Below are 25,442 nucleotides of genomic sequence, written 5' to 3'. Positions count from 1 at the left end.
AGACAGAATGTCAGTTAGAAAATTAAAACCAATAACACCAGGTCAGCGTTTTAGAGTTGTAAATGGGTTCGACACCATAACAACTGATAAGCCGGAGAAAAGTTTACTTGCTTCGAAAAAACGATCTGGAGGTCGAAACAATCAGGGAAGAATGACAACTCGTAATATAGGAGGTGGTCATAAACAAAAATATCGTATTATCGATTTTAAGAAAGATAAAAACGGTGTCCCTGCAACAGTAAAAACTATAGAGTACGATCCAAATCGTACAGCATTTATTGCTTTACTTAGTTATGCTGATGGAGAAAAACGTTATGTAATTGCACAAAACGGTTTACAGGTAGGTCAAACAATTGTTTCAGGTAGCGGAATTGCACCAGAAATTGGTAATGCAATGCCTTTAAGTGAAATTCCTTTAGGAACTACAATTTGTTGTATTGAGTTACATCCTGGTCAAGGAGCTGTTATGGCTCGTTCTGCTGGTTCTTTTGCTCAATTAATGGCAAGAGACGGTAAATACGCTACAGTAAAATTACCTTCTGGTGAAACAAGATTAATCTTGTTAACTTGTACTGCAACTATTGGTGTTGTTTCTAACTCAGATCATCAATTATTAGTTTCAGGTAAAGCTGGTAGAAGAAGATGGTTGGGTAGAAGACCAAGAGTTAACGCTGTAAGAATGAACCCAGTTGATCACCCAATGGGAGGTGGTGAAGGACGTTCTTCTGGAGGTCATCCAAGATCTAGAAACGGTATTCCTGCAAAAGGATTTAAAACTAGATCTAAGACTAAGGCTAGTAATAAGTACATTATCGAACGTAGAAAGAAATAATTAAGTTATGGCAAGATCATTAAAAAAAGGACCTTACATTCACTATAAATTAGAGAAAAAAGTGTTAGCTAATGTAGAAGCTGGTAGCAAAACTGTAATCAAAACTTGGTCAAGAGCAAGTATGATTTCTCCAGATTTTGTTGGACAAACAATAGCTGTTCATAACGGGCGTCAGTTTGTACCAGTTTATGTTACAGAAAACATGGTAGGGCATAAATTAGGCGAATTTTCACCAACTCGTTCTTTTAGAGGACACGCTGGTGCAAAAAATAAAGGAAAAAAATAGTAGGAAATGGGAGTTCGTAAAAAAAATATGGCAGATCAGTTAAAAGCAGATAGAAAGCAACGTGCTTTCGCTAAGCTTACTAACTGTCCTACATCACCAAGAAAAATGCGTTTAGTAGCAGATCAAGTAAGAGGTGTTGAAGTTGAAAAAGCTTTACAGATTTTGAAATTTAGCCCTAAAGAAGCATCTATAAACTTAGAAAAATTATTATTATCTGCTATTGCTAATTGGCAAGCAAAAAATGATAGTGTATCTATTGAAGAAGCTGGTTTATTTGTGAAATCTATATGTGTAGATAGCGCAGGAATGTTAAAAAGATTAAGACCAGCTCCACAAGGTCGTGCACATAGAATCCGTAAGAGATCTAATCACGTTACTTTAGAGTTGGGAAGTAAAAATTTAAGTAATTAATCAAAGTAGAAATGGGACAAAAAACTAATCCAATAGGAAATCGTTTAGGAATCATCAGAGGTTGGGAATCTAACTGGTATGGTGGTAATGACTACGGAGATAAAATTGCTGAAGATGATAAAATAAGAAAGTACATTAGTGCTAGATTATTTAAAGCAAGTGTTTCTAGAGTAATTATAGAGCGTACTTTAAAACTTGTAACCGTTACTATCACTACTGCTCGTCCTGGTATCATTATTGGTAAAGGTGGGCAAGAGGTAGACAAGTTAAAAGAGGAGCTTAAAAAAATTACAGGTAAAGAGGTTCAAATAAATATTTTTGAAATTAAACGTCCAGAATTAGATGCAAAATTAGTTGCAACTAGTATTGCTCGTCAAATTGAAAATAGAATTTCTTACAAGAGAGCAACTAAAATGGCTATACAAGCTACAATGCGTATGAATGCTGAAGGTATTAAAGTACAGATTTCAGGTCGTTTAAATGGGGCTGAAATGGCGCGTTCAGAGCATTATAAAGAAGGTAGAATTCCTCTTTCTACTTTTAGAGCAGATATAGATTATGCACTTGTTGAAGCTCATACTCAATACGGAAGATTAGGTATTAAAGTATGGATTATGAAGGGTGAGGTTTATGGTAAAAGAGAATTATCTCCATTAGTTGGTTTGTCTAAGAAGCAAAGTGGCGCTAAAGGTGGTGATAGATCTAAACGTCAACAACCTCGTAGAAGAAAATAATTTTTAAAATTAGAAATTAAAAATGTTACAGCCAAAAAGAGTAAAATACCGTAAGGTACAGAAGGCAAAAGGAAATATGACAGGTATTTCTGGTAGAGGAAATCAACTTTCTAATGGAACGTTTGGTATTAAATCTTTAGATCAGAACTTATTAACATCTCGTCAAATTGAAGCAGCTCGTATCGCGGCTACTCGTTATATGAAAAGGGAAGGTCAGTTATGGATTAAAATTTTTCCAGACAAGCCTATTACTAAAAAGCCTTTAGAAGTACGTATGGGTAAAGGTAAGGGAGCACCAGATCATTTTGTTGCAGTTATTAAACCAGGTAGAATTTTGTTTGAAGTTGGTGGTGTACCAATGGAAGTAGCAAAAGAAGCTTTACGTTTAGCAGCACAAAAACTTCCTGTAAAAACGAAGTTTGTAGTGGCAAGAGATTTTGATATTAACGCATAATTCTAAGTAAAATGAAACAATCAGAAATTAAAGAATTATCTATAGCAGATCTTAAAGATAAGCTAGGAGCGTTGCAAAAAAATTACACTGATCTTAGGATGGCACATGCAATTACTCCATTAGAGAACCCATTGCAATTAAGAAGCTTAAGAAGAACTGTAGCAAGAATTGCAACAGAATTAACAAAAAGAGAATTACAATAATTCTATAGTCAGTTTTAAAGATGGAAAAAAGAAATCTTAGAAAAGAGAGAATTGGTGTTGTTTCTAGTAGCAAAATGGAGAAATCTATTGTTGTATCTGAAACTAAAAGAGTAAAGCACCCGATGTACGGTAAATTCGTTTTAAAAACGAAAAAGTATGTTGCACACGACGAAAAGAATGATTGCAACGAAGGAGATACTGTTAGGATTATGGAAACTAGACCTATGAGTAAATCTAAACGTTGGAGATTAGTAGAAATCCTAGAAAGAGCTAAATAATATGTTACAAACAGAATCAAGATTAAAAGTAGCAGATAATACTGGAGCTAAAGAAGTTTTAGTAATTAGAGTTTTAGGAGGAACAAAAAAGCGTTACGCAAGTATTGGAGACAAAATTGTAGTAACAGTAAAATCTGCTACTCCTAACGGAACTGTAAAGAAAGGTCAAGTATCTAGAGCAGTTGTTGTAAGAACTAAAAAAGAAGTTAGACGTAAAGATGGATCTTATATTAGATTTGATGATAACGCATGTGTACTTTTAAATCCTACAGAGGAAATGAGAGGTACTCGTGTATTTGGTCCTGTTGCTCGTGAACTTCGTGAGAAACAATTCATGAAAATAGTATCATTGGCACCTGAAGTGCTTTAAATCATTATATAAAATGAAGAAGTTTAAATTAAAATCAGGAGATACTGTAAAAGTAATTGCAGGAGATCATAAAGGATCTGAAGGAAAAATTTTACAAATCATCAAAGATAAGGATAGAGTTTTAGTAGAAGGTGTTAACTTAATTTCTAAGCACACAAAACCTAGTGCTCAAAATCCTCAAGGTGGTATTGTTAAAAAAGAAGCATCATTACACATTTCTAACTTAATGTTAGTAGAAGATGGTGTAGCTGTAAGAGTAGGTTATCAAGTTGATGGAGATACTAAAACTAGAATCTCTAAAAAAACTAAAAAATAAGAATAATCATGAGTTACGTACCAAGATTAAAAGCAGAATACAAAGAAAGAGTTATAAAAGCTCTTACTGAAGAATTCAGTTATAAAAATGTAATGCAAGTACCTAAATTAGAGAAAATTGTTGTATCTAAAGGTGTTGGTGCTGCTATTGCAGATAAGAAATTAATAGATTATGCTGTAGAAGAATTGACTAAAATTACTGGTCAAAAAGCAATTTCTACTATGTCTAAAAAAGATGTTGCATCATTTAAATTACGTAAAGGTATGCCAATTGGAGCAAAAGTTACTTTACGTGGAGATAAAATGTATGAATTTTTAGATAGATTAGTTACTGCCTCTTTACCTCGTGTAAGAGACTTTAACGGTATAAAAGCTAATGGATTTGATGGAAGAGGTAATTACAATTTAGGTATTACTGAGCAAATCATCTACCCAGAGATTAATATTGACCAAGTTAAAAAAATTAACGGTATGGACATTACTTTTGTAACGACTGCAAATACTGATAAGGAAGCTAAGTCATTATTAGGAGAATTAGGTTTACCATTCAAAAAAAATTAAGAAATGGCTAAAGAATCAATGAAAGCTCGCGAACGTAAAAGAGCAAAAACAGTTGCAAAATATGCAGAAAAGAGAAAAGCTTTAAAAGAAGCTGGAGACTATGAAGCATTGCAAAAATTACCAAAAAACGCTTCACCTATAAGAATGCACAATAGATGTAAACTTACAGGACGTCCAAAAGGATATATGAGACAATTTGGTATATCTCGTGTAACGTTTCGTGAAATGGCAAATCAAGGATTAATACCAGGTGTTAAAAAGGCAAGTTGGTAGAAATCAAAAATAAAGCTTAATATTAAAAATAGAATGTGTATCTTTGCACGCTCTATTTTTTTTGAGTATAAGAATTTTAACTGATTATAGGTTTAAATATCACAGAGAAATCTGTAGCATAAATAGAGGTGTTTAAAAACCGTAATCGCAATTTTATATTAATATGTATACAGATCCAATCGCGGATTTTCTTACAAGAGTAAGAAATGCAATCGCTGCAGGACACAGAGTAGTAGAAGTTCCAGCTTCAAATTTGAAGAAGGAAATGACTAAAATTTTGTTTGATCAAGGGTATATTTTAAGTTATCAGTTCAATGACAATAAAGTTCAAGGTTCTATTAAGATAGCTTTAAAATATGACAAAGACACAAAAGAGTCAGTAATTAGAAAAATTCAACGTATCAGTACACCTGGTTTACGTAAATATGTTGGCTCTTCAGAGATGCCAAGAGTATTAAACGGACTTGGTATTGCTATTGTTTCTACATCTAAAGGTGTAATGACAAACAAAAAAGCACGTCAAGAGAATGTTGGAGGAGAAGTTTTATGTTACGTTTATTAAATCTTAAGAGATGAGTAGAATTGGAAAAAATCCTGTTAGCATTTCACAAGGTGTAGATGTAAACATTAAAGACAATGTAATTACAGTAAAAGGGAAATTAGGTGAGTTATCACAAATTATTTCAGAAGGAATTACTGTGAAAATTGAAGATGCAACAATAGTATTAGAAAGAGCATCAGAAAGTAAAGACCATAAAGCACAACATGGTTTAATGAGAGCTTTAATCAATAATATGATTGAAGGAGTAAGTAAAGGTTGGACTAAAGATTTAGAATTAGTAGGTGTAGGTTATAGAGCATCTAATCAAGGTCAAAAATTAGATTTAGCTTTAGGATTCTCTCATAATATAGTTTTAGATTTAGCCCCAGAAGTTAAAGTTGAAACTATCTCAGAGAAAGGGAAAAACCCGATCATTAAATTATCTTCTTTTGATAAACAATTAGTAGGTCAAGTTGCTGCAAAGATTCGTTCTTTTAGAGTACCAGAGCCTTATAAAGGAAAAGGAGTTAAGTTTGTAGGTGAAGTATTAAGAAGAAAAGCAGGTAAATCTGCATAATATATAGTATTATGGCATTATCAAAGCTACAAAGAAGAACTAGAATTAAGCAAAGAATTAGAAAAATCATTTCTGGTACTGCTACAAAACCAAGATTATCGGTTTATAGAAGTAATAAAGAGATTTATGCTCAACTAGTTGACGATGAGAATGGAGTTACATTAGCTTCTGTTTCATCTAGAAATAAAGAAATTAAAGCAAATACTAAATCCGAAGCTGCTACAGCAGTTGGTAAAGCAATCGCTGAACAAGCTGCAAAAGTTGGGGTTGAAACGGTTGCTTTTGATAGAAACGGATATTTATACCACGGTAGAGTTAAAGTATTAGCTGATGCTGCAAGAGAAGCTGGTTTAAAATTTTAAGAAATTATGCAAGGATATAAAAACGTAGAAAGAGTAAAACCAAGCGGATTAGAGCTTGTAGATAGATTAGTAGGTGTACAACGTGTTACTAAAGTTACAAAAGGTGGTAGAGCATTTGGTTTCTCTGCAATTGTTGTTGTTGGTGATGGTAATGGAGTTGTAGGTCATGGTTTAGGGAAATCTAAAGATGTTTCTTCTGCAATTGCAAAAGCAGTTGAAGATGCAAAGAAGAACTTAGTAAGAATTCCTATTTTAGAAGGAACTTTACCTCATGAGCAAAAAGGTAAATTTGGTGGGGCAAAAGTATTTCTTAAGCCTGCATCACATGGTACCGGAGTTATTGCTGGTGGAGCTGTAAGACATGTGTTAGAGTCAGTTGGTATACATGATGTATTATCAAAATCTCAAGGTTCATCAAATCCTCATAATGTTGTAAAAGCTACTTTTGATGCATTATTGCAATTACGTAGTGCAGCGTCAATAGCTAAACAAAGAGGTATTTCTTTAGATAAAGTATTTAACGGATAAATCTATTAACGATGGCAAAAATTAAAGTTACACAGGTAAAAAGTCAAATCGGACGTCTTAAAAGTCAAAAAAGAACTTTAGAGGCATTAGGTTTACGTAGATTAAATCAAACAGTTGAGCACGAGGCAACTCCTTCAATTGTTGGTATGGTAAATAAAGTTTCACATTTAGTTTCTGTAGAGGGATTAAAATAAGATATTTAAAATGAGTAGTTTACATAACTTAACACCCGCAGAAGGATCTGTTAAAAAAGAGAAAAGAATTGCACGTGGTGAAGGTTCTGGTCATGGAGGTACTTCAACCAGAGGTCACAAAGGAGCAAAATCTCGTTCAGGTTATTCTAGAAAAATAGGTTTTGAAGGAGGTCAAATGCCTCTTCAAAGACGTGTGCCAAAATTTGGTTTCACAAATATCAATCGTAAAGAGTACCAAGGTATCAATTTAGATAAATTACAATCTTTAGTTGATAGTGGTAAAATAACAGATACAGTAGATTTAGATGTTTTAATTTCTAATGGATTAGTTAGAAAAAACGACCTAGTAAAAATATTAGGTGGTGGAGAATTAAAAGCAAAATTAAATATTACTGTACATAAATATACAGGTACTGCAAAAGCTGCTATTGAAGCTGCTGGTGGTGAAGCTGTTACTTTATAAGAACTTGTAAATGATGAATTTTATTAATAAATTAAAAGACATTTTTAGCATCGAAGAATTGAAGAATAAAATTCTTCTTACTATCGGTTTAATAGCTGTATATCGTTTTATGGCATCTGTACCTTTACCAGGTATAGATCCATTACAACTTTCGGCTTTAAAAGAAAGTACTTCTGATGGTCTTTTAGGATTATTGAACGCATTTACTGGTGGGGCATTTTCTAGAGCGTCTATAATGGCACTTGGGATTATGCCATACATTTCTGCATCTATTGTAGTTCAGTTGATGGGAATTGCGGTTCCTTATTTACAGAAATTGCAAAAAGATGGAGAAAGTGGAAGAAAAAAAATTACACAAATTACTAGATGGTTAACTATTGGTATTACACTAGTACAGGCACCAACTTACATTACTGCTATTAAAACTCAATTTGGATTAGGTCCAGAAGCTTTTTTAGTGAGTGGTGCTACTTTCTGGGTTTCTTCAATCATAATTTTAACAGCAGGTACTGTTTTTGCAATGTGGTTAGGAGAGCGAATTACTGATAAAGGTGTTGGTAATGGTATATCCCTTTTAATTACAGTTGGTATTATTGCTAGGTTTCCTTCGGCTTTCTTACAAGAGTTTGTTTCTAAAACAACAAACGCTGGAGCAGGTGGTTTAATGATGATATTAATTGAAATTATCGTTTGGTTTGTTGTGATTTTATTATCTGTATTATTGGTTACAGCAGTAAGAAAAATAGCAGTACAATATGCTAGAAGAACTGTTGCTGGTAGTGTACAGAATGTTGCTGGATCTAGAGATTATATTCCTTTAAAGCTTAATGCAGCTGGTGTTATGCCAATTATTTTTGCACAAGCTATTATGTTTTTACCTTTAACATTAGGTCAAAAATTTCCAGCATTAGTTAGTTTAACAGATCATAATGGTTGGCAGTACAATGTTATTTTTGCATTACTAATTATTATCTTCAGTTACTTTTATACAGCGATTACTATTCCTACGAATAAAATGGCTGATGATTTAAAAAGAAGTGGTGGTTTTATACCGGGTGTTAGACCAGGTAAAGATACTGCAGATATGTTAGACGGTGTATTGTCTAGAATTACATTTCCAGGTTCTTTGTTTTTAGCAGGGTTGGCAATTTTGCCAGCAGTTGTTTCTAAATTCGGAGTTCAACAAAGTTGGGCAATGTTTTACGGTGGTACATCATTAATAATTATGGTTGGTGTTGCAATTGATACTTTGCAACAAATTAACTCTTACTTATTAAATCGTCATTATGATGGTTTAATGAAAGGGGGAAATAGCAAAAGAAAATCGAATAAATAGTATGGCTAAACAATCAGCAATTCAACAAGACGGAACAATTACAGAAGCATTATCAAATGCAATGTTTCGTGTAGAATTAGAAAACGGACATATAGTTACGGCTCACATTTCTGGTAAAATGCGTATGCATTATATTAAATTATTACCTGGTGATAAAGTTAAATTAGAAATGAGTCCTTACGATTTATCAAAGGCAAGAATTACTTACAGATACTAAAAAAACAAAACAGATGAAAGTTAGAGCATCAGTTAAAAAAAGAAGTGCCGACTGCAAAATAGTTCGCAGAAAAGGTAGATTATACGTAATAAATAAACAAAATCCTAGATTTAAACAAAGACAAGGGTAATGGCAAGAATAGCAGGTATTGATATTCCAAAGAATAAAAGAGGAGTTATTGCTTTAACTTACATCTTTGGTATAGGAAACAGCAGAGCTAAAAAAGTTTTAGCAAACGCAAAAGTTGATGAGAGCATTAAAGTTCAAGATTGGACAGATGATCAAATAGCAGCAATTAGAGAAGAAGTTGGATCTTTTACAATAGAAGGAGAATTACGTTCAGAAGTACAATTAAACATTAAACGTTTAATGGATATTGGATGTCAAAGAGGAATTCGTCATAGACTTGGTCTTCCTTTAAGAGGTCAAAGAACTAAAAACAACTCTCGTACAAGAAAAGGTAAGAGAAAAACTGTAGCTAACAAGAAAAAATAGGTTAGTTTAACGTAATAAAGATCTAACAATAGTTTATAACTATAAGGTTGGAAAACTAAATTACTAAATTAAAAGAATTATGGCAAAAGCAAGTTCAAAAAAACGTAAAGTAATAGTAGATTCTATTGGAGAAGCACATGTAACAGCTTCTTTTAATAACATCATTATTTCTTTAACAAATAAAAAAGGAGATGTAATCTCTTGGTCATCTGCAGGTAAAATGGGATTTAGAGGTTCTAAAAAGAACACACCTTATGCAGCTCAATTAGCAGCAGAAGATTGTGCAGAACCAGCTAAAGAAGCAGGTTTACGTAAAGTAAAAGTTTATGTAAAAGGACCAGGTAATGGTAGAGAATCTGCTATTAGATCATTACATAATGCAGGTGTAGAAGTAACTGAAATTATTGATGTTACTCCAATACCTCATAATGGATGTCGTCCTCCTAAAAGAAGAAGAGTATAAATAAATATTTTTAACAAATAGGAAATAGATTATCGAAGGAGTTAGCCTTAATTCATAATCCCTATTTTAACACAAAAAGAAATGGCAAGATATACAGGACCAAAAACTAAAATTGCACGTAAGTTTGGTGAAGCAATTTTTGGTGAAGATAAAAACTTCGAAAAAAGAAATTTTCCTCCAGGGCAGCATGGTAATGCAAGAAGAAGAGGAAAGAAATCTGAATATGCTACTCAATTAATGGAGAAGCAAAAAGCAAAATATACTTATGGTATATTAGAGCGTCAATTTAGTAACTTATTCAAAAAAGCATCAGCTTCTCAAGGAATTACAGGTGAAATTTTACTTCAATTATGTGAATCTCGTTTAGATAATGTTGTTTACAGAATGGGAATTTCAAATTCTAGAAGTGGTGCACGTCAATTAGTTTCTCACAGACATATAACGGTTAATGGAGAAATTGTAAACGTACCATCTTATAGTTTAAAAGAAGGAGATGTTATAGCTGTTAGAGAAAAATCTAAATCTTTACAAGCTATAGATGATGCATTAGCATCTAACAATAATGTTTTTGAATGGTTAACATGGAACTCAGATACTAAATCTGGAACTTTTGTAAAAGCACCAGAAAGACTTCAAATTCCAGAAAACATTAAAGAACAATTAATCGTAGAATTATATTCTAAGTAATAAATTAATCATATTGAGATTTGGCCAAAGGGTTTGTAGGTACTTCTTCACACTTACAAACCGCGCAACCAAATAACAATTAAAACGAAGACAATGGCAATTTTAAATTTTCAAAAGCCCGATAAAGTAATAATGATTGAATCTACTGATTTTAAAGGCAGATTTGAATTTAGACCTTTAGAACCGGGTTTTGGTTTAACTATAGGTAATGCTTTAAGAAGAGTTCTTTTATCTTCTTTAGAAGGTTTTGCAATCACTTCTCTAAGAATAGATGGAGTAGAGCATGAATTTTCTACAGTACCAGGTGTAGTTGAAGATGTTACAGAAATTATCTTAAACTTAAAACAAGTACGTTTTAAGAAACAAATAGAAGAAACAGATAGAGAAACAGTTTCTGTTTCATTATCAGGTCAAGAGCAATTTACTGCTGGAGATTTACAAAAGTTTATTTCTGGTTTTCAGGTATTGAATCCAGATTTAGTTATTTGTAATATGGATAAATCTGTAAAATTAAACGCAGAAATAGTTATAGAAAAAGGTAGAGGATTTGTACCTGCAGATGAAAATAAAAAATCATCAGCTCCAATAGGAACAATCTTTACAGATTCTATTTACACACCAATTAAGAATGTAAAATATGCAATCGAAAATTATCGTGTAGAGCAAAAAACGGATTATGAAAAATTAGTATTTGATATTGATACTGATGGATCTATAAATCCTAAAGATGCATTAACTGAAGCTGCTAAAATTTTAATACACCACTTTATGTTATTCTCTGATGAGCGTATAACATTAGAAGCTGATGAAATTGCACAAACTGAAACATATGATGAAGAATCATTACATATGCGTCAGTTATTAAAGACTAGATTGATAGATATGGATTTATCTGTAAGAGCTTTAAATTGTTTAAAGGCTGCAGAGGTAGATACATTAGGAGATTTAGTTTCTTTTAACAAAAGTGATTTAATGAAATTTAGAAACTTTGGTAAAAAATCTTTAACTGAATTAGAAGAGTTAGTTATTGTTAAAGGTTTAAGTTTTGGAATGGATTTAACAAAATATAAATTAGATAGAGATTAACCTTTCATATTTTGCTCCTCAAAATGGGTAGATGCAAGATGAAAGTATAAAACAAACGTCAAAATGAGACACGGAAAGAAACACAATCATTTAGGTAGAAAAACAGCGCATAGAAAAGCTATGTTAGCTAATATGGCTTGTTCTTTAATAGAGCACAAACGTATTAATACTACTGTTGCAAAAGCAAAAGCTTTAAGAGTTTTTGTAGAGCCATTAATAACTAAATCTAAAGCAGATACAACTCACAATAGACGTATCGTATTCTCTTATTTACGTGATAAATATGCAGTTACAGAGCTTTTTAGAGAAATATCTGTTAAAGTTGCAGACAGACCAGGTGGTTATGTACGTATCATAAAATTAGGTAATCGTCAAGGAGATAATGCTCCTATGGCAATGGTAGAGTTAGTTGATTATAATGAAATTTATAATCCTAAAGGTAAGAAAGCTAAAAAATCTACTCGTAGAGGTAGAAAAAAAGCTGATTCTGCTCAACCAGAAGTAACACAAACAGAAGAAAAAACTGAAGAATAATTAATTCATGAAGTTTTAAAAATTAATATAAAAGGGATAGGCGTTTACGTTTATCCCTTTTTTTATATTTTTGCATTAATAATTACAACATAGTAACACAAGCACAATCAATGAAATATCAAACAAGAAAAAAAGCTTTAGTTTTATTAGCAGACGGGACAGTTTTTTATGGAAAATCTGTTGGGATAGAAGGAAGTTCAACTGGAGAAATATGTTTTAATACCGGTATGACTGGTTATCAAGAAATTTTTACAGATCCATCTTATTTTGGGCAATTAATGGTTACTGCAAATGCCCATATTGGTAATTATGGTGTTAATAATGAAGAAGTAGAATCTGATGGAATTAAAATTTCTGGTCTTATTTGTAGAAACTTTAGCTTTATACACTCTAGAGTAGATTCTGATGGTAATCTTAAAGATTGGTTTACAAAACATAATTTAGTAGCAATTTCTGATGTAGATACAAGAGCTTTAGTAGCTTATATTAGAGACAATGGAGCTATGAATGCCATTATTTCTACAGAAGTTGATAATATTGATGAATTAAAAAAGAGATTAGCTGAAGTACCTAGTATGGAAGGCTTAGAGTTGGCATCTAAAGTATCAACAAAAGAACCTTATTTTGTAGGTGATGAAAATGCAGATATTAAAATAGCAGCTCTTGATATTGGTATTAAAAAGAATATTTTAAGAAACTTAACAAAAAGAGGTGCTTATGTTAAGGTTTATCCTTACAATTCAACTTTTTCAGATTTAGAATCATTTAATGCAGATGGATATTTTATTTCTAATGGACCTGGTGATCCAGAACCTTTAACTGAAGCTCAAGAACTAGCAAAAGAAATAATTAAGAGAGATTTACCTCTTTTTGGTATTTGCTTAGGTCATCAAGTTATAGCGTTGGCCAATGGTATTTCTACTTATAAAATGCATAATGGTCATAGAGGTATTAATCATCCTGTAAAAAACTTGTTAACAGGTAAAGGAGAAATTACTTCTCAAAACCATGGTTTTGCAATAAATAGAGAAGAAACAGAAACTAATGAAAATGTAGAAATTACACACGTTCATTTAAATGATAATACTGTAGCAGGAATTAAACTAAAAGATAAAAATACTTTTTCGGTACAATATCACCCAGAAGCTAGTCCAGGGCCACATGATTCTGAATATTTATTCGATCAATTTATTAATAATACAAAAGTGGCTAAAAAGATTCTATCTTAATTTTGTTACCAATTAACTTAACTTTTATGCAATTCATCAAAAATTAATTAAGTTTTATTTTTTATGAATTAATTTTATCACGTGATTTAAAATTCACACACTTTTTCATAGCAATTTTCCCACTCATATCGTGAGTGGGTTTTTTTTTGTTTTTTACTTATCAAATTATTTGCAAACGTTTTCGTAATTAATTTGATACAAATTATTAAATACATTAGACATTTTGTAATTTAGCATCAGTAAGAAAAAAGAATTAAAATTAATTAAACAATAAAAAAATGAGCATTATAATTAGCGTTTACGCACGTCAAATTTTTGATTCAAGAGGAAACCCAACTGTAGAAGTAGATGTAACTACAGAAAATGGAACTTTAGGTAGAGCAGCAGTTCCTTCTGGAGCGTCTACAGGAGAGCATGAAGCAGTAGAGTTAAGAGATGGTGGTAAAGACTACATGGGTAAAGGTGTTTTAAAAGCTGTAAGTAATGTTAATAATATTATAGCAGAAGAATTATTAGGAACATCTGTTTTTGAGCAAAACAGTATTGATAAATTAATGATTGATTTAGATGGAACACCTAATAAATCTAAATTAGGAGCTAATGCTATTTTAGGAGTTTCTTTAGCTGTTGCTAAAGCTGCTGCTAATGAGTTAGGTATGCCATTGTATAGATATGTTGGTGGTGTTTCTGCAAATACTCTACCAGTTCCTATGATGAACATTATTAATGGTGGTTCTCATTCAGATGCACCAATAGCTTTTCAAGAATTTATGATAATGCCTGTTAAAGCAGAAACTTTTTCTAAAGCTATGCAAATGGGGTCTGAAATATTTCATAACCTAAAGAAAGTTTTACACGATAGAGATTTATCTACAGCAGTAGGAGACGAAGGAGGTTTTGCACCAACTTTAGACGGTACAGAAGATGCTATTGAAACAATTGCTTTAGCTGTTGAGAATGCAGGATATTCTTTTGGTGACGAAATTAAAATTGCATTAGATTGTGCTTCTGCAGAGTTTTATGTTGATGGTAAATATGATTATTCTAAGTTTGAAGGAGAAACTGGTAAAATTAGAACAAGCCAAGAACAAGCTGATTATTTAGCAGAATTAGCAGATAAATATCCTATTATTTCTATTGAAGATGGTATGGATGAAAATGATTGGGAAGGATGGAAATATTTAACTGAAAAAATTGGAGATAAAGTTCAATTAGTTGGAGATGATTTATTTGTTACAAATGTAGAGCGTCTATCAAGAGGTATTGAAAACGGTATTGCAAACTCAATTTTAATTAAAGTAAACCAAATAGGTTCTTTAACAGAAACAATTGCAGCTGTAAATATGGCTAAAAATGCTGGTTTTACTTCTGTAATGTCTCATAGATCTGGTGAAACAGAAGATAATACAATTGCAGATTTAGCAGTTGCATTAAATTGTGGGCAAATTAAAACAGGTTCTGCTTCTCGTTCTGATAGAATGGCAAAGTATAATCAATTACTACGTATAGAGGAAGAATTAGCAGAAACTGCTTATTTTCCAAAAGAAAAAGCATTTAAAATATAAATATTTTTGTATTTATTTTTTTTTAAAACCTCATATTTTTATGAGGTTTTTTTTATATATCTAATTTATAATCAGGTTTTATTTTATGATATATAAAAACTATAAAGAACCACTTTTAATTTTCTTTAAAATATGCTATATTCGTAGCACTAAACAATACAAATAAATGTCAGATACAGCAAAATTACAGATAGGAGATAATTCATATGAATTTCCACTTGTAAAAGGAACAGAGAATGAAGTTGCCATTAATATTAAAACACTTAGAAACGCTACAAATGGTGTAATTACTATTGATCCGGGTTTTAAAAATACTGGTTCTTGTGAGAGTGCTGTTACTTTTTTAGATGGAGAAAAAGGAATTTTAAGATATAGAGGATATTCTATTGAAGAGTTAGCAGAAAAAGCAGATTTTTTAGAAGTTTCTTATGCATTAATTTTTGGAGACTTACCAAATAAAGAACAATTAGAAAAATTTCATGCAGATATAAAAGAACATTCTTTAGTAGATGATGATGTTAGAAAAATATTAGAAGCATTTCCTAAAAATGCGCATCCAATGGGAGTACTTTCTTCTTTAACAAGTGCTTTAACAGCATTTAATCCTGTTTCTGTAAATATAGAATCTAGAGAAGATATGTATAATGCTATTGTTAGAATTATGGGTAAATTCCCTGTTTTAGTAGGTTGGACAATGCGTAAGAGTAAAGGAATGCATTTAAACTATGGTAAAAAATCTTTAGGGTATGTAGAAAACATTATGTACTTAATGTTTAAGCAACCTAATGAAGATTTTAAAATGAACCCTATTATTAAAAATGCTTTAGATAAATTATTAATTTTACATGCAGATCATGAGCAAAATTGTTCTACATCTACAGTAAGAATAGTTGGTTCTTCTCATGCAGGATTATTTGCATCTCTATCTGCAGGAATCTCTGCACTTTGGGGACCTTTACATGGTGGTGCAAACCAAGCTGTATTAGAAATGTTAGAAGCTATTAAAGCTGATGGAGGAGATACTAAAAAATATATGGCAAAAGCCAAAGATAAAAATGATCCTTTCCGTTTAATGGGATTTGGACACAGAGTTTATAAGAATTTTGATCCAAGAGCAAAAATTATTAAAGCAGCTGCAGATGAAGTTTTAAATGATTTAGGTGTAGAAGATCCTATTTTAGAAATTGCAAGAGGTTTAGAGCAAGAGGCTTTAAATGATCCATATTTTGTAGATAGAAAATTATATCCAAACGTAGATTTTTATTCAGGTATTATATACAGAGCTATGGGTATTCCTGTAGAAATGTTTACCGTAATGTTTGCTTTAGGTCGTTTACCAGGTTGGATTGCTCAGTGGAAAGAAATGAGACTTAAAAAAGAACCAATTGGTAGACCACGTCAAGTTTATACTGGCGAAAATTTAAGACCTTTTGTAGAGTTAGATAAAAGATAAAATAATAGTATTATTTTTATCAAAAATTAAAAAGCTTCATATATATGAAGCTTTTTTTTATTACTTTTAAATATGTTAAAATTAAATATTAAAAACGAAACCTCAAGGTTAAGATCTGTTATTTTAGGTACTGCTGTTAGTAATGGAGGTATACCTAAAGTAGAAGATTGTTACGATCCTAAAAGTATAGAACATGTTTTAGCTGGTACTTATCCTAAAGAGGAAAGTATGGTTGCAGAAATGGAAGCTGTAGCTAAAGTTTTTAAAAAATATGATGTACAAGTTTTTAGACCAGATATAATAGAAGATTATAATCAAATATTTTCTAGAGATATTGCGTTTGTAATAGATGATATTTTTATAGAAGCTAATATATTACCAGATAGAGAAAAAGAATACAAAGCAATCGATAAAGTAATTTCTCAAATAGATCCTCAAAAAGTAGTTGTTTTACCAGAAGAATGTCATGTAGAAGGTGGTGATGTAATGCCTTGGAATGACTATATTTTTATAGGAACATATTCAGGATCTGATTATGCAGATTATATTACTGCACGTACTAATACAGATGCAGTTATAGCTATACAAGAGTTATTTCCTAATAAAATTGTAAAATCTTTTGAGTTAAGAAAATCTAATACAGATGCAAAAGAAAATGCTTTACATTTAGATTGTTGCTTTCAGCCAATTGGTAAAGACAAGGCGATACTGCATAAAAATGGTTTTTTAATAGAAAGAGAATATGAATGGCTTTTAAATTATTTTGGAAAAGAAAATGTTTTTGAAATAACTAAAGAAGAAATGTATGCTATGAATAGTAATGTTTTTTCTATTTCTGAAGATGTAATAATTTCTGAGAAAAATTTTACACGCTTAAATAAATGGCTTAAAGAAAAAGGATTTACCGTAGAAGAAGTCTCATACTCAGAAATAGCAAAACAAGAAGGCTTACTTAGATGCTCTACATTACCATTATATAGAGATTAATTTTTTAAAAAACAAATGCAACAAATAACAAATACTATTTTGATGGTTCGTCCTATAAACTTTAGAATGAACGAACAAACAGCTGTAAATAATTATTATCAGAAAGATTTTAAAGACACAATTCCTTCAGTAATAAATAAAAAAGCACAAAATGAATTTGATGTTTTTGTAGATAAATTAAGAGGTGTTGGTGTACATGTAATTGTTGTTTCTGATACCGATGAATTTGATACACCAGATTCAATTTTTCCTAATAATTGGATTTCTTTTCATCAAGATGGAACAGTAGTAATTTATCCTATTTTTGCAGAAAATAGACGTTTAGAAAGAAGAGAAGACATTTTAAATCAAATAGAAAAAGAAGGATTTGTTATAGAAAATGTTGTTGATTATACTTCTGCAGAAGAAGATAATTTCTTTTTAGAAGGAACAGGAAGTATGATTTTAGATAGGCAAAATCAAAAGGCTTATTGTGCACTTTCTCCTAGAGCGGATGAAGAATTATTTATTGAGTTTTGTGAAGATTTTGAATATACTCCCGTTATTTTTACTGCTTATCAAACAGTAAATAATAAAAGGGAAGAAATATATCATACAAATGTTATGATGTGTGTTGCAGAAAAATTTGCAATAGTTTGTTTGTCTTCTATTGATGATAAAAAAGAACGTAAAAATCTTTTAAAACATTTAAAAGAAGATGGTAAAAAAGTAATTGATATAACAGAAGATCAAGTAAATAATTTTGCGGGAAATATGTTGCAAGTTAAAGGTGCAAGTAACGAACGTTTTTTAATTATGAGTGAGGCTGCTAATAAAAGTTTGTCTCAAATTCAAAGATCACAAATTAATAATTACTGTAAAATTATTTCTAGTCCGTTAGATACTATAGAGTTTTGTGGTGGAGGAAGTGCACGTTGTATGATGGCAGAAGTTTTTTTACCAAAAAAATAAGAAATGAATTTATTGCTTTTAGCAATTGCACCTGCAACTATAATTATACTTTATATTTATTTTAAAGATAAATTTGAAAAAGAACCCATTTCTTTTTTATTAAAAAACTTTCTTCTAGGCCTAACTTTAAGTATATTAATGACAACCGTTTTAGGTGGTTTAATAGGTAAAATTATACCTTTAACAATACAAACAAGTATTTATCAGCAATTTTTAAAAGCTTTTATTGTTGTTGCTTTAGTAGAAGAATTTTCTAAGTATATAATTGTAAGATATTACTCGCAAAGAAATAAAGAATTTAATGAGCCTTTTGATGGAATTGTTTATGCAGTAATGGTTTCTATGGGATTTGCTACCTTAGAAAACGTATTGTATGTTTATCAATATGGTGTTTCTACGGGTGTTTTAAGAGCTTTTACAGCTGTACCTGCACATGCTGTTTTTGCTATTCTGATGGGTTATTTTATGGGTAAAGCTAAGTTTTCTAAAAATAGAGTTGTTTTAAATTTAACAGGATTATTTTTTGCAACGTTATTTCATGGAGCGTATGATTTTTTCTTATTCATTAACTTTATTCCAGGTATTTCTATAGGTGCTTTTATCTCTTTGATAATAGGCGTTTTTTTATCAAAAAAAGCCATAAAAAAACACCAACAAGGCTCTATATTTAGAGTTTGATGGTGTTTTTAATTTATTGTTTTACTATATTATTTAAGAACTTCTTCAATCACAATTCCGTTTGTTGCGTTTGGAGCTTCTATTTTTAATAAGTTAGCAATTGTTGGTGCTATATCTGTTACATTATATCTTTTAGCAGATGTACCTTTATTAATTCCGTTTCCATAAAAAATCATTGGTACATGAGTATCATAAGAATAACCAGATCCGTGGCTTGTACCAGTTCTTCCGCTAATTAAAGTTGCAGGGTTAGGAATCATTAAAACATCACCAGAAAACTTTTGATTATATCCGTTTTGTAAATAGTTCATAATACCAGAAGTAAAGTTAGTTGTTTGCAATGTTCTTGCAGTAACAGCTTTGTATATTTTATCAAAATTTACCACTTCATCAGCTAGTTTCTGAGCAACAGTATTAACCTCTAAGTTTAAAGATTCTATTTTTTCTTTGTTTAAAAATATTTGATAATTAGAAATGTTTTCTATCAACTCTACAGAGTTAAAATATTTTTTTGTGATATTTAGAACAAATTCTTGAAACTTCTTAGTATCTAAATAATGAGCAGGTATTTTTAAAGACTGTAAATAAGCTGGTACGTGCACAGCCGCATGATCTGCTGTTAAAAATAAAGTATAGTTGTCTTTACCAACTTCTTTGTCTAAAAACTGAAAAAAGCTTTCTAAATCTTTATCTAAACGTAAATAAGTATCTTCTGTTTCTACTGCAGCTACTCCGTATTTATGTCCAACATAATCTGTAGTAGAAAAACTAAGTGCTAAAAAGTCTGTATATTCACTTTTTCCTAAATTTTCTCCAATAACAGCTGCTTTAGCAAAATCTACAGTTAAAGTATTACCTGCAGGTACTGTTTTTATCAAACTAAAGTTTCCGTTTTTTGTTCTTAAAGACTTTAAATCTTTTGGTAAAGTAGGTGTTGCTTCTCCTTTAAATTTACCTTCAAATATATTATCATCAACTCTACTACTTGTGTATGTTTTAATATCATATAAAGTTTCCCAAGGTTGGTTTAAATATTCATCAGCTTTATTATTTGCATTAAAATCTTTAACCCATTTTGGTAAATCATCCATATAAAAAGTACTAGTAATCCAATTATTAAAATTACCACCATCATACCAATATGCTCCGTTTGCAGAATGACCCGCAGGTAATATTGCAGAACGGTCTTTAATTGAAATACCAATTGTTTTACCATGCATATTTTGTGCTAAATGCAATTGATCTGTAATTGTAGTAGCATAAAGTCTTTTAGGAGATTTTTGACCATTTTCACTATTATTTCCAACGGTTTTATAAGTAGCATCGTCTACACAGTAAATAGATTCTTTTAAAACTTTATCATACCAATTGTTAGAAATAATACCGTGTTCGCTAGGTGTTGTACCTGTATAAACAGTTGTATGACCAACAGCTGTATAGGTAGGTATATAATTGTAATGTGCGTTTTCTAAAGAAAAACCGTTGTTTAATATTCTATTAAAACCATCTTTACCAAATCTATCTGCATACCTTGTTAAGTAATCGTACCTCATTTGGTCTACAACAATACCAATTACTAATTTGGATTTTTTTGTTACTTTAGATTGTTGTTTTTCTGCTACAGTATTACAACTTAAAAAAAGAAGCGAAGCAATAAAGCCAATGGCTATTTTAATTTTCATGTTAAATTAATTATAAGATTAGTCAAAAGTAATAATTTTATATTTTGATTAACGCATATTAACATCGTATTAATGATTATTTAATACTTTAGCACAAATTTATATTTGAATGAATTACGTTGAACATATTGGTAAATACTTTATGATGTTAAGGCAAATTTTTAAGAAGCCTCAAAGATTAAAAGTATTTTATCAAGCCATTTTTAAAGAAATAGAAGATTTAGGTATAAAATCTATGGGAATTATTATGTTTATTTCCTTTTTTATTGGTGGTGTAATTGCGCTTCAAACGGCATTAAATTTAGATAATCCTTTTATACCAGAATCTTTAATAGGTTTTGCAGCAAAACGATCTATAATATTAGAATTTGCACCTACCTTTTGTTCTATAATTTTAGCAGGTAAAGTGGGGTCTTATATTACATCTAGTATTGGTACAATGCGTGTTACAGAACAAATAGATGCTTTAGAAGTAATGGGAATAAATTCTTTAAATTATTTAGTATTACCTAAAATAATTGCAACTGTTGTTTTCTATCCTTTTCTAGTATCACTAGGTATCTTTTTAGGTATTTTTGGTGGATGGGTTTCAGGAGTTTTATCAGGTCTTTTTTCTGGCACTAGTTATATAGAAGGAGTTCAGTTAGATTTTAATCCATTTTTATTAACATATGCAATAATTAAAACTTTAATATTTGCATTTTTAATAGCTACTGTACCATCTTATCATGGTTATTATGTAAAAGGAGGTTCTATTGCAGTGGGTAGAGCAAGTACACAATCTGTAGTTTGGACAACTATTTTAATTGTAATAGCAAATTATTTTTTAACTCAAATGCTTTTAACCTAAAATATGATAGAAGTAAATAACTTACAAAAAGGATTTGGAGATGTAAAAGTTTTAAAAGGTATTTCGGCTACTTTTCACCCAGGGAAAACAAATTTAATAATAGGGCAAAGTGGTTCTGGAAAGACCGTTTTTTTAAAATCTTTAATAGGTTTACATACACCAGAAGAAGGAACAATTTCTTTTGATGGAAGAATAAATACAAAATTTACGGATCTAGAAAAACAACAATGGAGACAAGAAATTGGTATGGTTTTTCAAGGAAGTGCTTTATTCGATTCTCAGACAGTAGAAGAAAATGTAATGTTTCCTCTTAAAATGTTTACAAAAAAATCTCATGCAGAAATGTTAGATCGAGTAAATTTTGTTTTAAAAAGAGTAAACTTAGAAAATTCTAATAAAAAATTACCTGCAGAACTATCTGGAGGAATGCAAAAAAGAGTTGCCATTGCAAGAGCCATTGTAATGAATCCAAAATATTTATTTTGTGATGAGCCTAACTCTGGGTTAGATCCTCAAACAGCAATTGTGATAGATAATTTGATTAATGAAATTACAGATGAATATAAAATTACAACTGTAATTAATACTCACGACATGAATTCTGTAATGGAAATTGGAGAAAAAATTATTTTTTTAAAAGATGGCAAAAAAGCATGGGAAGGCAATAGTGAAGATATTTTTAAAACTGATAATGAAACAGTTGTAGATTTTGTGTATTCTTCTAACTTATTTAAAAAAGTTAGAGAAGCATATTTAAATGAAAAAAAATAGAAAAAAAGTTTGGTTAAACGAAATAAAAGAATATCTTTGCAGCCGCTAAGACGAAAAGGAATGACCTGGTAGCTCAGTTGGTAGAGCATCTCCCTTTTAAGGAGAGGGTCCTGGGTTCGAGCCCCAGCCCGGTCACTTTAAATTAAAAGCTTCACATTTTTGTGAAGCTTTTTTTATGGAAGAAATATTTTAACAAGATAAGATTGTCAATTTTAAAATTTTGTATCTTCCTCAAATAATTTAATGCTTTTTTTTATGGAAGAAAATAATGTAAATAAAGAAAATGTAGTTGTAGATAAATCTAAAGAGAATATTAGAAATGAAGCAAAAGGCTTATTTTCTAGTATAAAAAAATATTTAAAAGAACTTTTAGACTTTAGAGATGATACAGATCATGAAGCTACAATGAATGCTATAAAGGCAGATATACCTTTTAAAGGAGCTACAGCATGGATTCTTATTTTTGCAGTATTTGTGGCTTCTATAGGCTTAAACGCAGACTCTACAGCAGTTGTTATCGGAGCCATGTTAATATCTCCTTTAATGGGGCCTATTTTAGGTATTGGTATGTCTTTTGCTTTAAATGATATTAATACTTTTAAAAAGTCTCTAATAAACTTAGGTGTTATGATAGGCTTAAGCTTATTGGCATCATTTTTATTCTTTTATATTTTTCCGCTAAGTGAAGATAATTCAGAATTATTAGGTAGAGTTAGTCCAGATATTAGAGATGTTTTAATAGCTTTTTTTGGTGGTTTGGCTTTAATGGTTGCGAGAACTAAAAAAGGAACTGTGGCTTCTGTAATTTTTGGTGTTGCAATTGCTACGGCATTAATGCCGCCATTATGTACAGCTGGTTATGGGTTGGCTAAAGGAAATTGGCCATATTTCTTTGGTGCGCTTTATTTATTTACAATTAATACAATTTTTATTGCTTTAGCAACATTTTTAGTTTTAAAATTATTGCGTTTTCCAATGCATAAATATGCTAATGCCGCTAAAAGAAAACGTTATGCTACAATTGCATCTGTAATAGGAGTTGCAGTTATGATTCCTGCAATTATTACTTTCTTAAGGGTTTTTGAAGAAAGTCAAATAGAAAGACAATTTAATACGTTTATTAAAAATGAAGTAGAATCTATTTCTAATTTTCAAATTCTTGGAGACCCAGATTTAGATATAGACGGCAAGGAAATTAGATTAAGTTTTTTTAATGAAGTAACTGATGGAGAAAAAAATCTACTTATCAATCAATTAAAAGATGTAGAATATGCTAAAATTAAAGACTTTAAAATTAAAATAAAAGGTAGTGATACTAAAAGTTTTGAGTTGATTACAACTGCATATAAAGAGAAAAGAGAAGAGTTGCAAGAGAGTAAAAAAAATATTGAAGAGTTACAGAAACAAATTGCAGATTTAGAAAGCACTATTGCAATTTTAAACGCAAGGATAGAAGAGGATGCACATAATAAAAACAGTAAAGCAATTGCATTTAGTAGAATAGCAAAAGATGCTAAAATTAGATACAATGATATAGAAGAAATTGGGTTTGCTAATGCATTGTATTCTAAAGATTTTACAAAAATAGATACCATACCAACTGCAATGGTTAAATGGAGTGTAGGTTTATCTAAAGATCTTGTTGAATTTAAAGAAAAAGAGTTAAGAAGTTGGTTGCAAAAAGAGCTAGAATTAGATACGTTGTTTATCAAAAGAAATTAATCAAAAAAGCATCCTAAAAAGGATGCTTTTTTTGATTAAGTTTTTTACGGATTATAAAGCTTAACTTCTGTATTTTGGTTAAAAAGGTAAATTTTTTTATTACTCATATTCATGCATTCAATTCTTGTTCTACGTTTGTTTCCTCTTTTGTAAATAACATTTTTAAATTCGAAAAAACTATTTAAAGGAATTTGAAAAACAAAGTTTTTTCCTGTTTCAGCTGCATTTCCTTTTAAGGCTAAAGATAGCTTTACGTCTGTATCTGTACTTGCTTTTGGGTTTTTTAAATAATTTGCTAGGTAAGGTAGTATTTCTTTAGGATAAATATCCGGACGTAAAAAAGGCAACATTAAATGTTGAAAAATCATTTTCCACTCTTTACCATGCGGCAATACTTTTCTTCCAAATTTTTGATGCGTTACATGATGTGCAATTTCATGTACTAATGTTAGTAAAAATTGATATTTATTAAGGTTATTGTTAACTGTAATTATAAATTTTCCGTTTGGTAGCTCTCTAAAATCACCATGTTTTGTTTGTCTTTGATTTACAATATGTAGATCAAAAGAGTGTTCATCAATTAAAAATTGAATAAAAGGAATTGCTTTTTGAGGAATAAAAGGTTGAAAATTAGAACTCAATTTGTTTCTTTTTTACGGAGTTGTAGATGAAACTTGTAATACTTTTCCGTTATAATATTTATTTCCTGTTAAAGAGAAATCAAAAATATAATTAGCCATTTCTGTAGCAGATATTGGTGCAATATAACCCGGAAAAGCTTCTTCTAACATTTCTGTTTGTACAGCACCTAAAGCCAAAACATTAAATGCAATCTGTTGCTCTTTATACTCTTCTGCTAATAATTCAGACAAGGTAATTACAGCGCCTTTGGCGGATGAATATGCTGCTAAGCCAGGAAATTTCATGCTTCCTTGAATTCCTCCCATAGAACTAACAGTAACAACATGACTTCCTTTTTTCATAAAAGGTACTATTAATTTTGTGATTTCTGCTACAGCAAAAACATTAACTTTATAAACTTCTAAAAAATCGTTAGAAGATAATTCTGTAAAAGGTTTATTAATTAGTTTACCTGCATTGTTTATTAAAACATCTACTTGTTGCCAATTATTTTTAATAAAAGAAACCACTTTATTTAAGTCTGTATTAATGGATAAATCAACAGAAATTACAGTAATATTTTTATGATTAAAATCTAACAGAGGTTGTGTGTTTCTAGATAAAGCCAAAACTTGATGTCCTTTTTCTGCAAACTGTTTTGCCAGTTCAAAACCAATTCCTCTACTTGTACCTGTTATAACAATGTTTTTCATGTGTAAAATTTAAAAAAAGT

37 protein-coding genes and 1 tRNA gene are annotated in these 25,442 nt (G+C 30.5%); 35 read left to right on the top strand and 3 right to left on the bottom strand.

Translation table 11 applies throughout. The features are described from left to right. Nucleotides 1-7: 7 nt before the first annotated feature. From rplB to KI686_RS04570, 31 genes are all read left to right on the top strand, one after another. The gene (gene rplB / locus KI686_RS04720) at nt 8-832 is read left to right on the top strand and encodes a 50S ribosomal protein L2 (RefSeq protein WP_237588111.1); all 825 of its coding nucleotides are present in this window, start codon (nt 8-10) and stop codon (nt 830-832) included. Nucleotides 833-839: 7 nt separating this feature from the next. Beyond that, entirely contained in the window at nt 840-1,118 is a 279-nt protein-coding gene (rpsS, locus tag KI686_RS04715; RefSeq protein WP_237588110.1) for a 30S ribosomal protein S19, read from the top strand. Between the two features lie 6 nt (nt 1,119-1,124). Continuing rightward, nucleotides 1,125-1,529: a 50S ribosomal protein L22 gene (gene rplV, locus KI686_RS04710; protein WP_237588109.1), complete on the top strand. Its 405-nt coding sequence runs from the start codon at nt 1,125-1,127 to the stop codon at nt 1,527-1,529. Between the two features lie 11 nt (nt 1,530-1,540). Further along, nucleotides 1,541-2,263 (top strand): 30S ribosomal protein S3, encoded by a 723-nt coding sequence (gene rpsC / locus KI686_RS04705; RefSeq protein WP_237588108.1) that lies wholly within the window; start codon nt 1,541-1,543, stop codon nt 2,261-2,263. Between the two features lie 22 nt (nt 2,264-2,285). After that, on the top strand, nt 2,286-2,717 hold the full coding sequence (gene rplP, locus KI686_RS04700) for a 50S ribosomal protein L16 (RefSeq protein WP_237588107.1): 432 nt from the start codon (nt 2,286-2,288) through the stop codon (nt 2,715-2,717). 11 nt (nt 2,718-2,728) lie between these two features. Further along, nucleotides 2,729-2,920, top strand: a complete 192-nt coding sequence (rpmC, locus tag KI686_RS04695) for a 50S ribosomal protein L29 (protein WP_237588106.1) — start codon at nt 2,729-2,731, stop codon at nt 2,918-2,920. Nucleotides 2,921-2,940: 20 nt separating this feature from the next. Continuing rightward, the gene (gene rpsQ / locus KI686_RS04690; protein ID WP_091891527.1) at nt 2,941-3,198 is read left to right on the top strand and encodes a 30S ribosomal protein S17; all 258 of its coding nucleotides are present in this window, start codon (nt 2,941-2,943) and stop codon (nt 3,196-3,198) included. Nucleotide 3,199: 1 nt separating this feature from the next. Further along, nucleotides 3,200-3,568 (top strand): 50S ribosomal protein L14, encoded by a 369-nt coding sequence (rplN, locus tag KI686_RS04685; RefSeq protein WP_088323513.1) that lies wholly within the window; start codon nt 3,200-3,202, stop codon nt 3,566-3,568. A gap of 13 nt (nt 3,569-3,581) precedes the next feature. Further along, complete coding sequence (gene rplX, locus KI686_RS04680; protein ID WP_237588105.1) at nt 3,582-3,884, top strand: 50S ribosomal protein L24; 303 nt, start codon at nt 3,582-3,584, stop codon at nt 3,882-3,884. An 8-nt stretch (nt 3,885-3,892) separates the two neighbouring features. Further along, nucleotides 3,893-4,444: a 50S ribosomal protein L5 gene (gene rplE, locus KI686_RS04675; RefSeq protein WP_237588104.1), complete on the top strand. Its 552-nt coding sequence runs from the start codon at nt 3,893-3,895 to the stop codon at nt 4,442-4,444. A gap of 3 nt (nt 4,445-4,447) precedes the next feature. Then, the gene (rpsN, locus tag KI686_RS04670; protein WP_091891535.1) at nt 4,448-4,717 is read left to right on the top strand and encodes a 30S ribosomal protein S14; all 270 of its coding nucleotides are present in this window, start codon (nt 4,448-4,450) and stop codon (nt 4,715-4,717) included. A gap of 163 nt (nt 4,718-4,880) precedes the next feature. Beyond that, entirely contained in the window at nt 4,881-5,279 is a 399-nt protein-coding gene (gene rpsH / locus KI686_RS04665) for a 30S ribosomal protein S8 (RefSeq protein ID WP_237588103.1), read from the top strand. A gap of 10 nt (nt 5,280-5,289) precedes the next feature. Continuing rightward, the gene (gene rplF, locus KI686_RS04660) at nt 5,290-5,835 is read left to right on the top strand and encodes a 50S ribosomal protein L6 (RefSeq protein ID WP_237588102.1); all 546 of its coding nucleotides are present in this window, start codon (nt 5,290-5,292) and stop codon (nt 5,833-5,835) included. A gap of 11 nt (nt 5,836-5,846) precedes the next feature. Beyond that, on the top strand, nt 5,847-6,197 hold the full coding sequence (rplR, locus tag KI686_RS04655) for a 50S ribosomal protein L18 (protein WP_237588101.1): 351 nt from the start codon (nt 5,847-5,849) through the stop codon (nt 6,195-6,197). A 3-nt stretch (nt 6,198-6,200) separates the two neighbouring features. Then, complete coding sequence (rpsE, locus tag KI686_RS04650) at nt 6,201-6,725, top strand: 30S ribosomal protein S5 (RefSeq protein ID WP_237588330.1); 525 nt, start codon at nt 6,201-6,203, stop codon at nt 6,723-6,725. 11 nt (nt 6,726-6,736) lie between these two features. Further along, nucleotides 6,737-6,919, top strand: a complete 183-nt coding sequence (rpmD, locus tag KI686_RS04645; RefSeq protein WP_237588100.1) for a 50S ribosomal protein L30 — start codon at nt 6,737-6,739, stop codon at nt 6,917-6,919. A 10-nt stretch (nt 6,920-6,929) separates the two neighbouring features. Next, a complete protein-coding gene (gene rplO, locus KI686_RS04640; protein ID WP_237588099.1) occupies nt 6,930-7,382 on the top strand; it encodes a 50S ribosomal protein L15 in 453 nt (150 codons plus the stop codon). A gap of 13 nt (nt 7,383-7,395) precedes the next feature. Beyond that, nucleotides 7,396-8,718 carry a preprotein translocase subunit SecY gene (gene secY / locus KI686_RS04635; protein ID WP_237588329.1) on the top strand — a complete coding sequence of 441 codons (1,323 nt, stop codon included), beginning with the start codon at nt 7,396-7,398 and terminating at the stop codon, nt 8,716-8,718. Nucleotide 8,719: 1 nt separating this feature from the next. Then, nucleotides 8,720-8,935, top strand: a complete 216-nt coding sequence (gene infA, locus KI686_RS04630; RefSeq protein ID WP_004568721.1) for a translation initiation factor IF-1 — start codon at nt 8,720-8,722, stop codon at nt 8,933-8,935. 13 nt (nt 8,936-8,948) lie between these two features. After that, nucleotides 8,949-9,065, top strand: coding sequence for a type B 50S ribosomal protein L36 (gene ykgO, locus KI686_RS04625; RefSeq protein WP_004568720.1), 117 nt, complete (start codon nt 8,949-8,951; stop codon nt 9,063-9,065). Continuing rightward, nucleotides 9,065-9,430 carry a 30S ribosomal protein S13 gene (rpsM, locus tag KI686_RS04620; protein WP_237588098.1) on the top strand — a complete coding sequence of 122 codons (366 nt, stop codon included), beginning with the start codon at nt 9,065-9,067 and terminating at the stop codon, nt 9,428-9,430. The genes ykgO and rpsM overlap by 1 nt, the downstream gene beginning before the upstream one ends. A gap of 79 nt (nt 9,431-9,509) precedes the next feature. After that, the gene (rpsK, locus tag KI686_RS04615; protein ID WP_237588097.1) at nt 9,510-9,893 is read left to right on the top strand and encodes a 30S ribosomal protein S11; all 384 of its coding nucleotides are present in this window, start codon (nt 9,510-9,512) and stop codon (nt 9,891-9,893) included. 81 nt (nt 9,894-9,974) lie between these two features. Continuing rightward, nucleotides 9,975-10,580 carry a 30S ribosomal protein S4 gene (gene rpsD, locus KI686_RS04610; RefSeq protein WP_237588096.1) on the top strand — a complete coding sequence of 202 codons (606 nt, stop codon included), beginning with the start codon at nt 9,975-9,977 and terminating at the stop codon, nt 10,578-10,580. A gap of 93 nt (nt 10,581-10,673) precedes the next feature. After that, entirely contained in the window at nt 10,674-11,666 is a 993-nt protein-coding gene (locus KI686_RS04605) for a DNA-directed RNA polymerase subunit alpha (protein ID WP_237588095.1), read from the top strand. A gap of 63 nt (nt 11,667-11,729) precedes the next feature. After that, nucleotides 11,730-12,200, top strand: coding sequence for a 50S ribosomal protein L17 (gene rplQ / locus KI686_RS04600; RefSeq protein ID WP_237588094.1), 471 nt, complete (start codon nt 11,730-11,732; stop codon nt 12,198-12,200). A gap of 110 nt (nt 12,201-12,310) precedes the next feature. Then, nucleotides 12,311-13,429 (top strand): glutamine-hydrolyzing carbamoyl-phosphate synthase small subunit, encoded by a 1,119-nt coding sequence (gene carA / locus KI686_RS04595; protein ID WP_237588093.1) that lies wholly within the window; start codon nt 12,311-12,313, stop codon nt 13,427-13,429. A gap of 278 nt (nt 13,430-13,707) precedes the next feature. Then, a complete protein-coding gene (gene eno / locus KI686_RS04590) occupies nt 13,708-14,994 on the top strand; it encodes a phosphopyruvate hydratase (RefSeq protein WP_237588092.1) in 1,287 nt (428 codons plus the stop codon). A 166-nt stretch (nt 14,995-15,160) separates the two neighbouring features. Beyond that, nucleotides 15,161-16,447 carry a citrate synthase gene (locus KI686_RS04585; protein ID WP_237588091.1) on the top strand — a complete coding sequence of 429 codons (1,287 nt, stop codon included), beginning with the start codon at nt 15,161-15,163 and terminating at the stop codon, nt 16,445-16,447. A 72-nt stretch (nt 16,448-16,519) separates the two neighbouring features. Next, complete coding sequence (locus tag KI686_RS04580) at nt 16,520-17,434, top strand: dimethylarginine dimethylaminohydrolase family protein (protein ID WP_237588090.1); 915 nt, start codon at nt 16,520-16,522, stop codon at nt 17,432-17,434. Nucleotides 17,435-17,449: 15 nt separating this feature from the next. Further along, nucleotides 17,450-18,385 carry a citrulline utilization hydrolase CtlX gene (gene ctlX, locus KI686_RS04575; RefSeq protein ID WP_237588089.1) on the top strand — a complete coding sequence of 312 codons (936 nt, stop codon included), beginning with the start codon at nt 17,450-17,452 and terminating at the stop codon, nt 18,383-18,385. A gap of 3 nt (nt 18,386-18,388) precedes the next feature. Further along, nucleotides 18,389-19,063: a PrsW family intramembrane metalloprotease gene (locus KI686_RS04570; protein WP_237588088.1), complete on the top strand. Its 675-nt coding sequence runs from the start codon at nt 18,389-18,391 to the stop codon at nt 19,061-19,063. Nucleotides 19,064-19,092: 29 nt separating this feature from the next. On the opposite strand, the gene pafA is transcribed toward KI686_RS04570, so the two are convergent. Next, nucleotides 19,093-20,745 carry an alkaline phosphatase PafA gene (gene pafA / locus KI686_RS04565; protein ID WP_237588087.1) on the bottom strand — a complete coding sequence of 551 codons (1,653 nt, stop codon included), beginning with the start codon at nt 20,743-20,745 and terminating at the stop codon, nt 19,093-19,095. Between the two features lie 109 nt (nt 20,746-20,854). Between pafA and KI686_RS04560 the strand changes: the two genes are divergently transcribed. The 4 genes from KI686_RS04560 (at nt 20,855) to KI686_RS04545 (ending at nt 24,088) form a co-directional block, all read left to right on the top strand. Further along, complete coding sequence (locus KI686_RS04560) at nt 20,855-21,595, top strand: MlaE family ABC transporter permease (RefSeq protein WP_237588086.1); 741 nt, start codon at nt 20,855-20,857, stop codon at nt 21,593-21,595. A gap of 3 nt (nt 21,596-21,598) precedes the next feature. Further along, a complete protein-coding gene (locus KI686_RS04555; protein WP_237588085.1) occupies nt 21,599-22,366 on the top strand; it encodes an ABC transporter ATP-binding protein in 768 nt (255 codons plus the stop codon). A 62-nt stretch (nt 22,367-22,428) separates the two neighbouring features. Next, nucleotides 22,429-22,501: transfer RNA gene (locus KI686_RS04550), tRNA-Lys, on the top strand. Nucleotides 22,502-22,621: 120 nt separating this feature from the next. After that, nucleotides 22,622-24,088 carry a DUF389 domain-containing protein gene (locus KI686_RS04545; protein WP_237588084.1) on the top strand — a complete coding sequence of 489 codons (1,467 nt, stop codon included), beginning with the start codon at nt 22,622-22,624 and terminating at the stop codon, nt 24,086-24,088. Between the two features lie 44 nt (nt 24,089-24,132). Here the strand turns inward: KI686_RS04545 and KI686_RS04540 are convergent, their stop codons facing one another. Both KI686_RS04540 and KI686_RS04535 read right to left on the bottom strand, forming a co-directional pair. Then, the gene (locus tag KI686_RS04540; RefSeq protein ID WP_237588083.1) at nt 24,133-24,729 is read right to left on the bottom strand and encodes a SprT-like domain-containing protein; all 597 of its coding nucleotides are present in this window, start codon (nt 24,727-24,729) and stop codon (nt 24,133-24,135) included. 12 nt (nt 24,730-24,741) lie between these two features. Further along, nucleotides 24,742-25,422, bottom strand: coding sequence for an SDR family NAD(P)-dependent oxidoreductase (locus KI686_RS04535; protein ID WP_237588082.1), 681 nt, complete (start codon nt 25,420-25,422; stop codon nt 24,742-24,744). Nucleotides 25,423-25,442: the final 20 nt, after the last annotated feature.

It is taken from the genome of Polaribacter sargassicola, assembly GCF_021991835.1.
GTDB lineage: Bacteria > Bacteroidota > Bacteroidia > Flavobacteriales > Flavobacteriaceae > Polaribacter > Polaribacter sargassicola.
The sequence above is the reverse complement of the archived record's forward strand: the minus strand, read 5'-3'. Positions and strand labels throughout refer to the sequence as shown.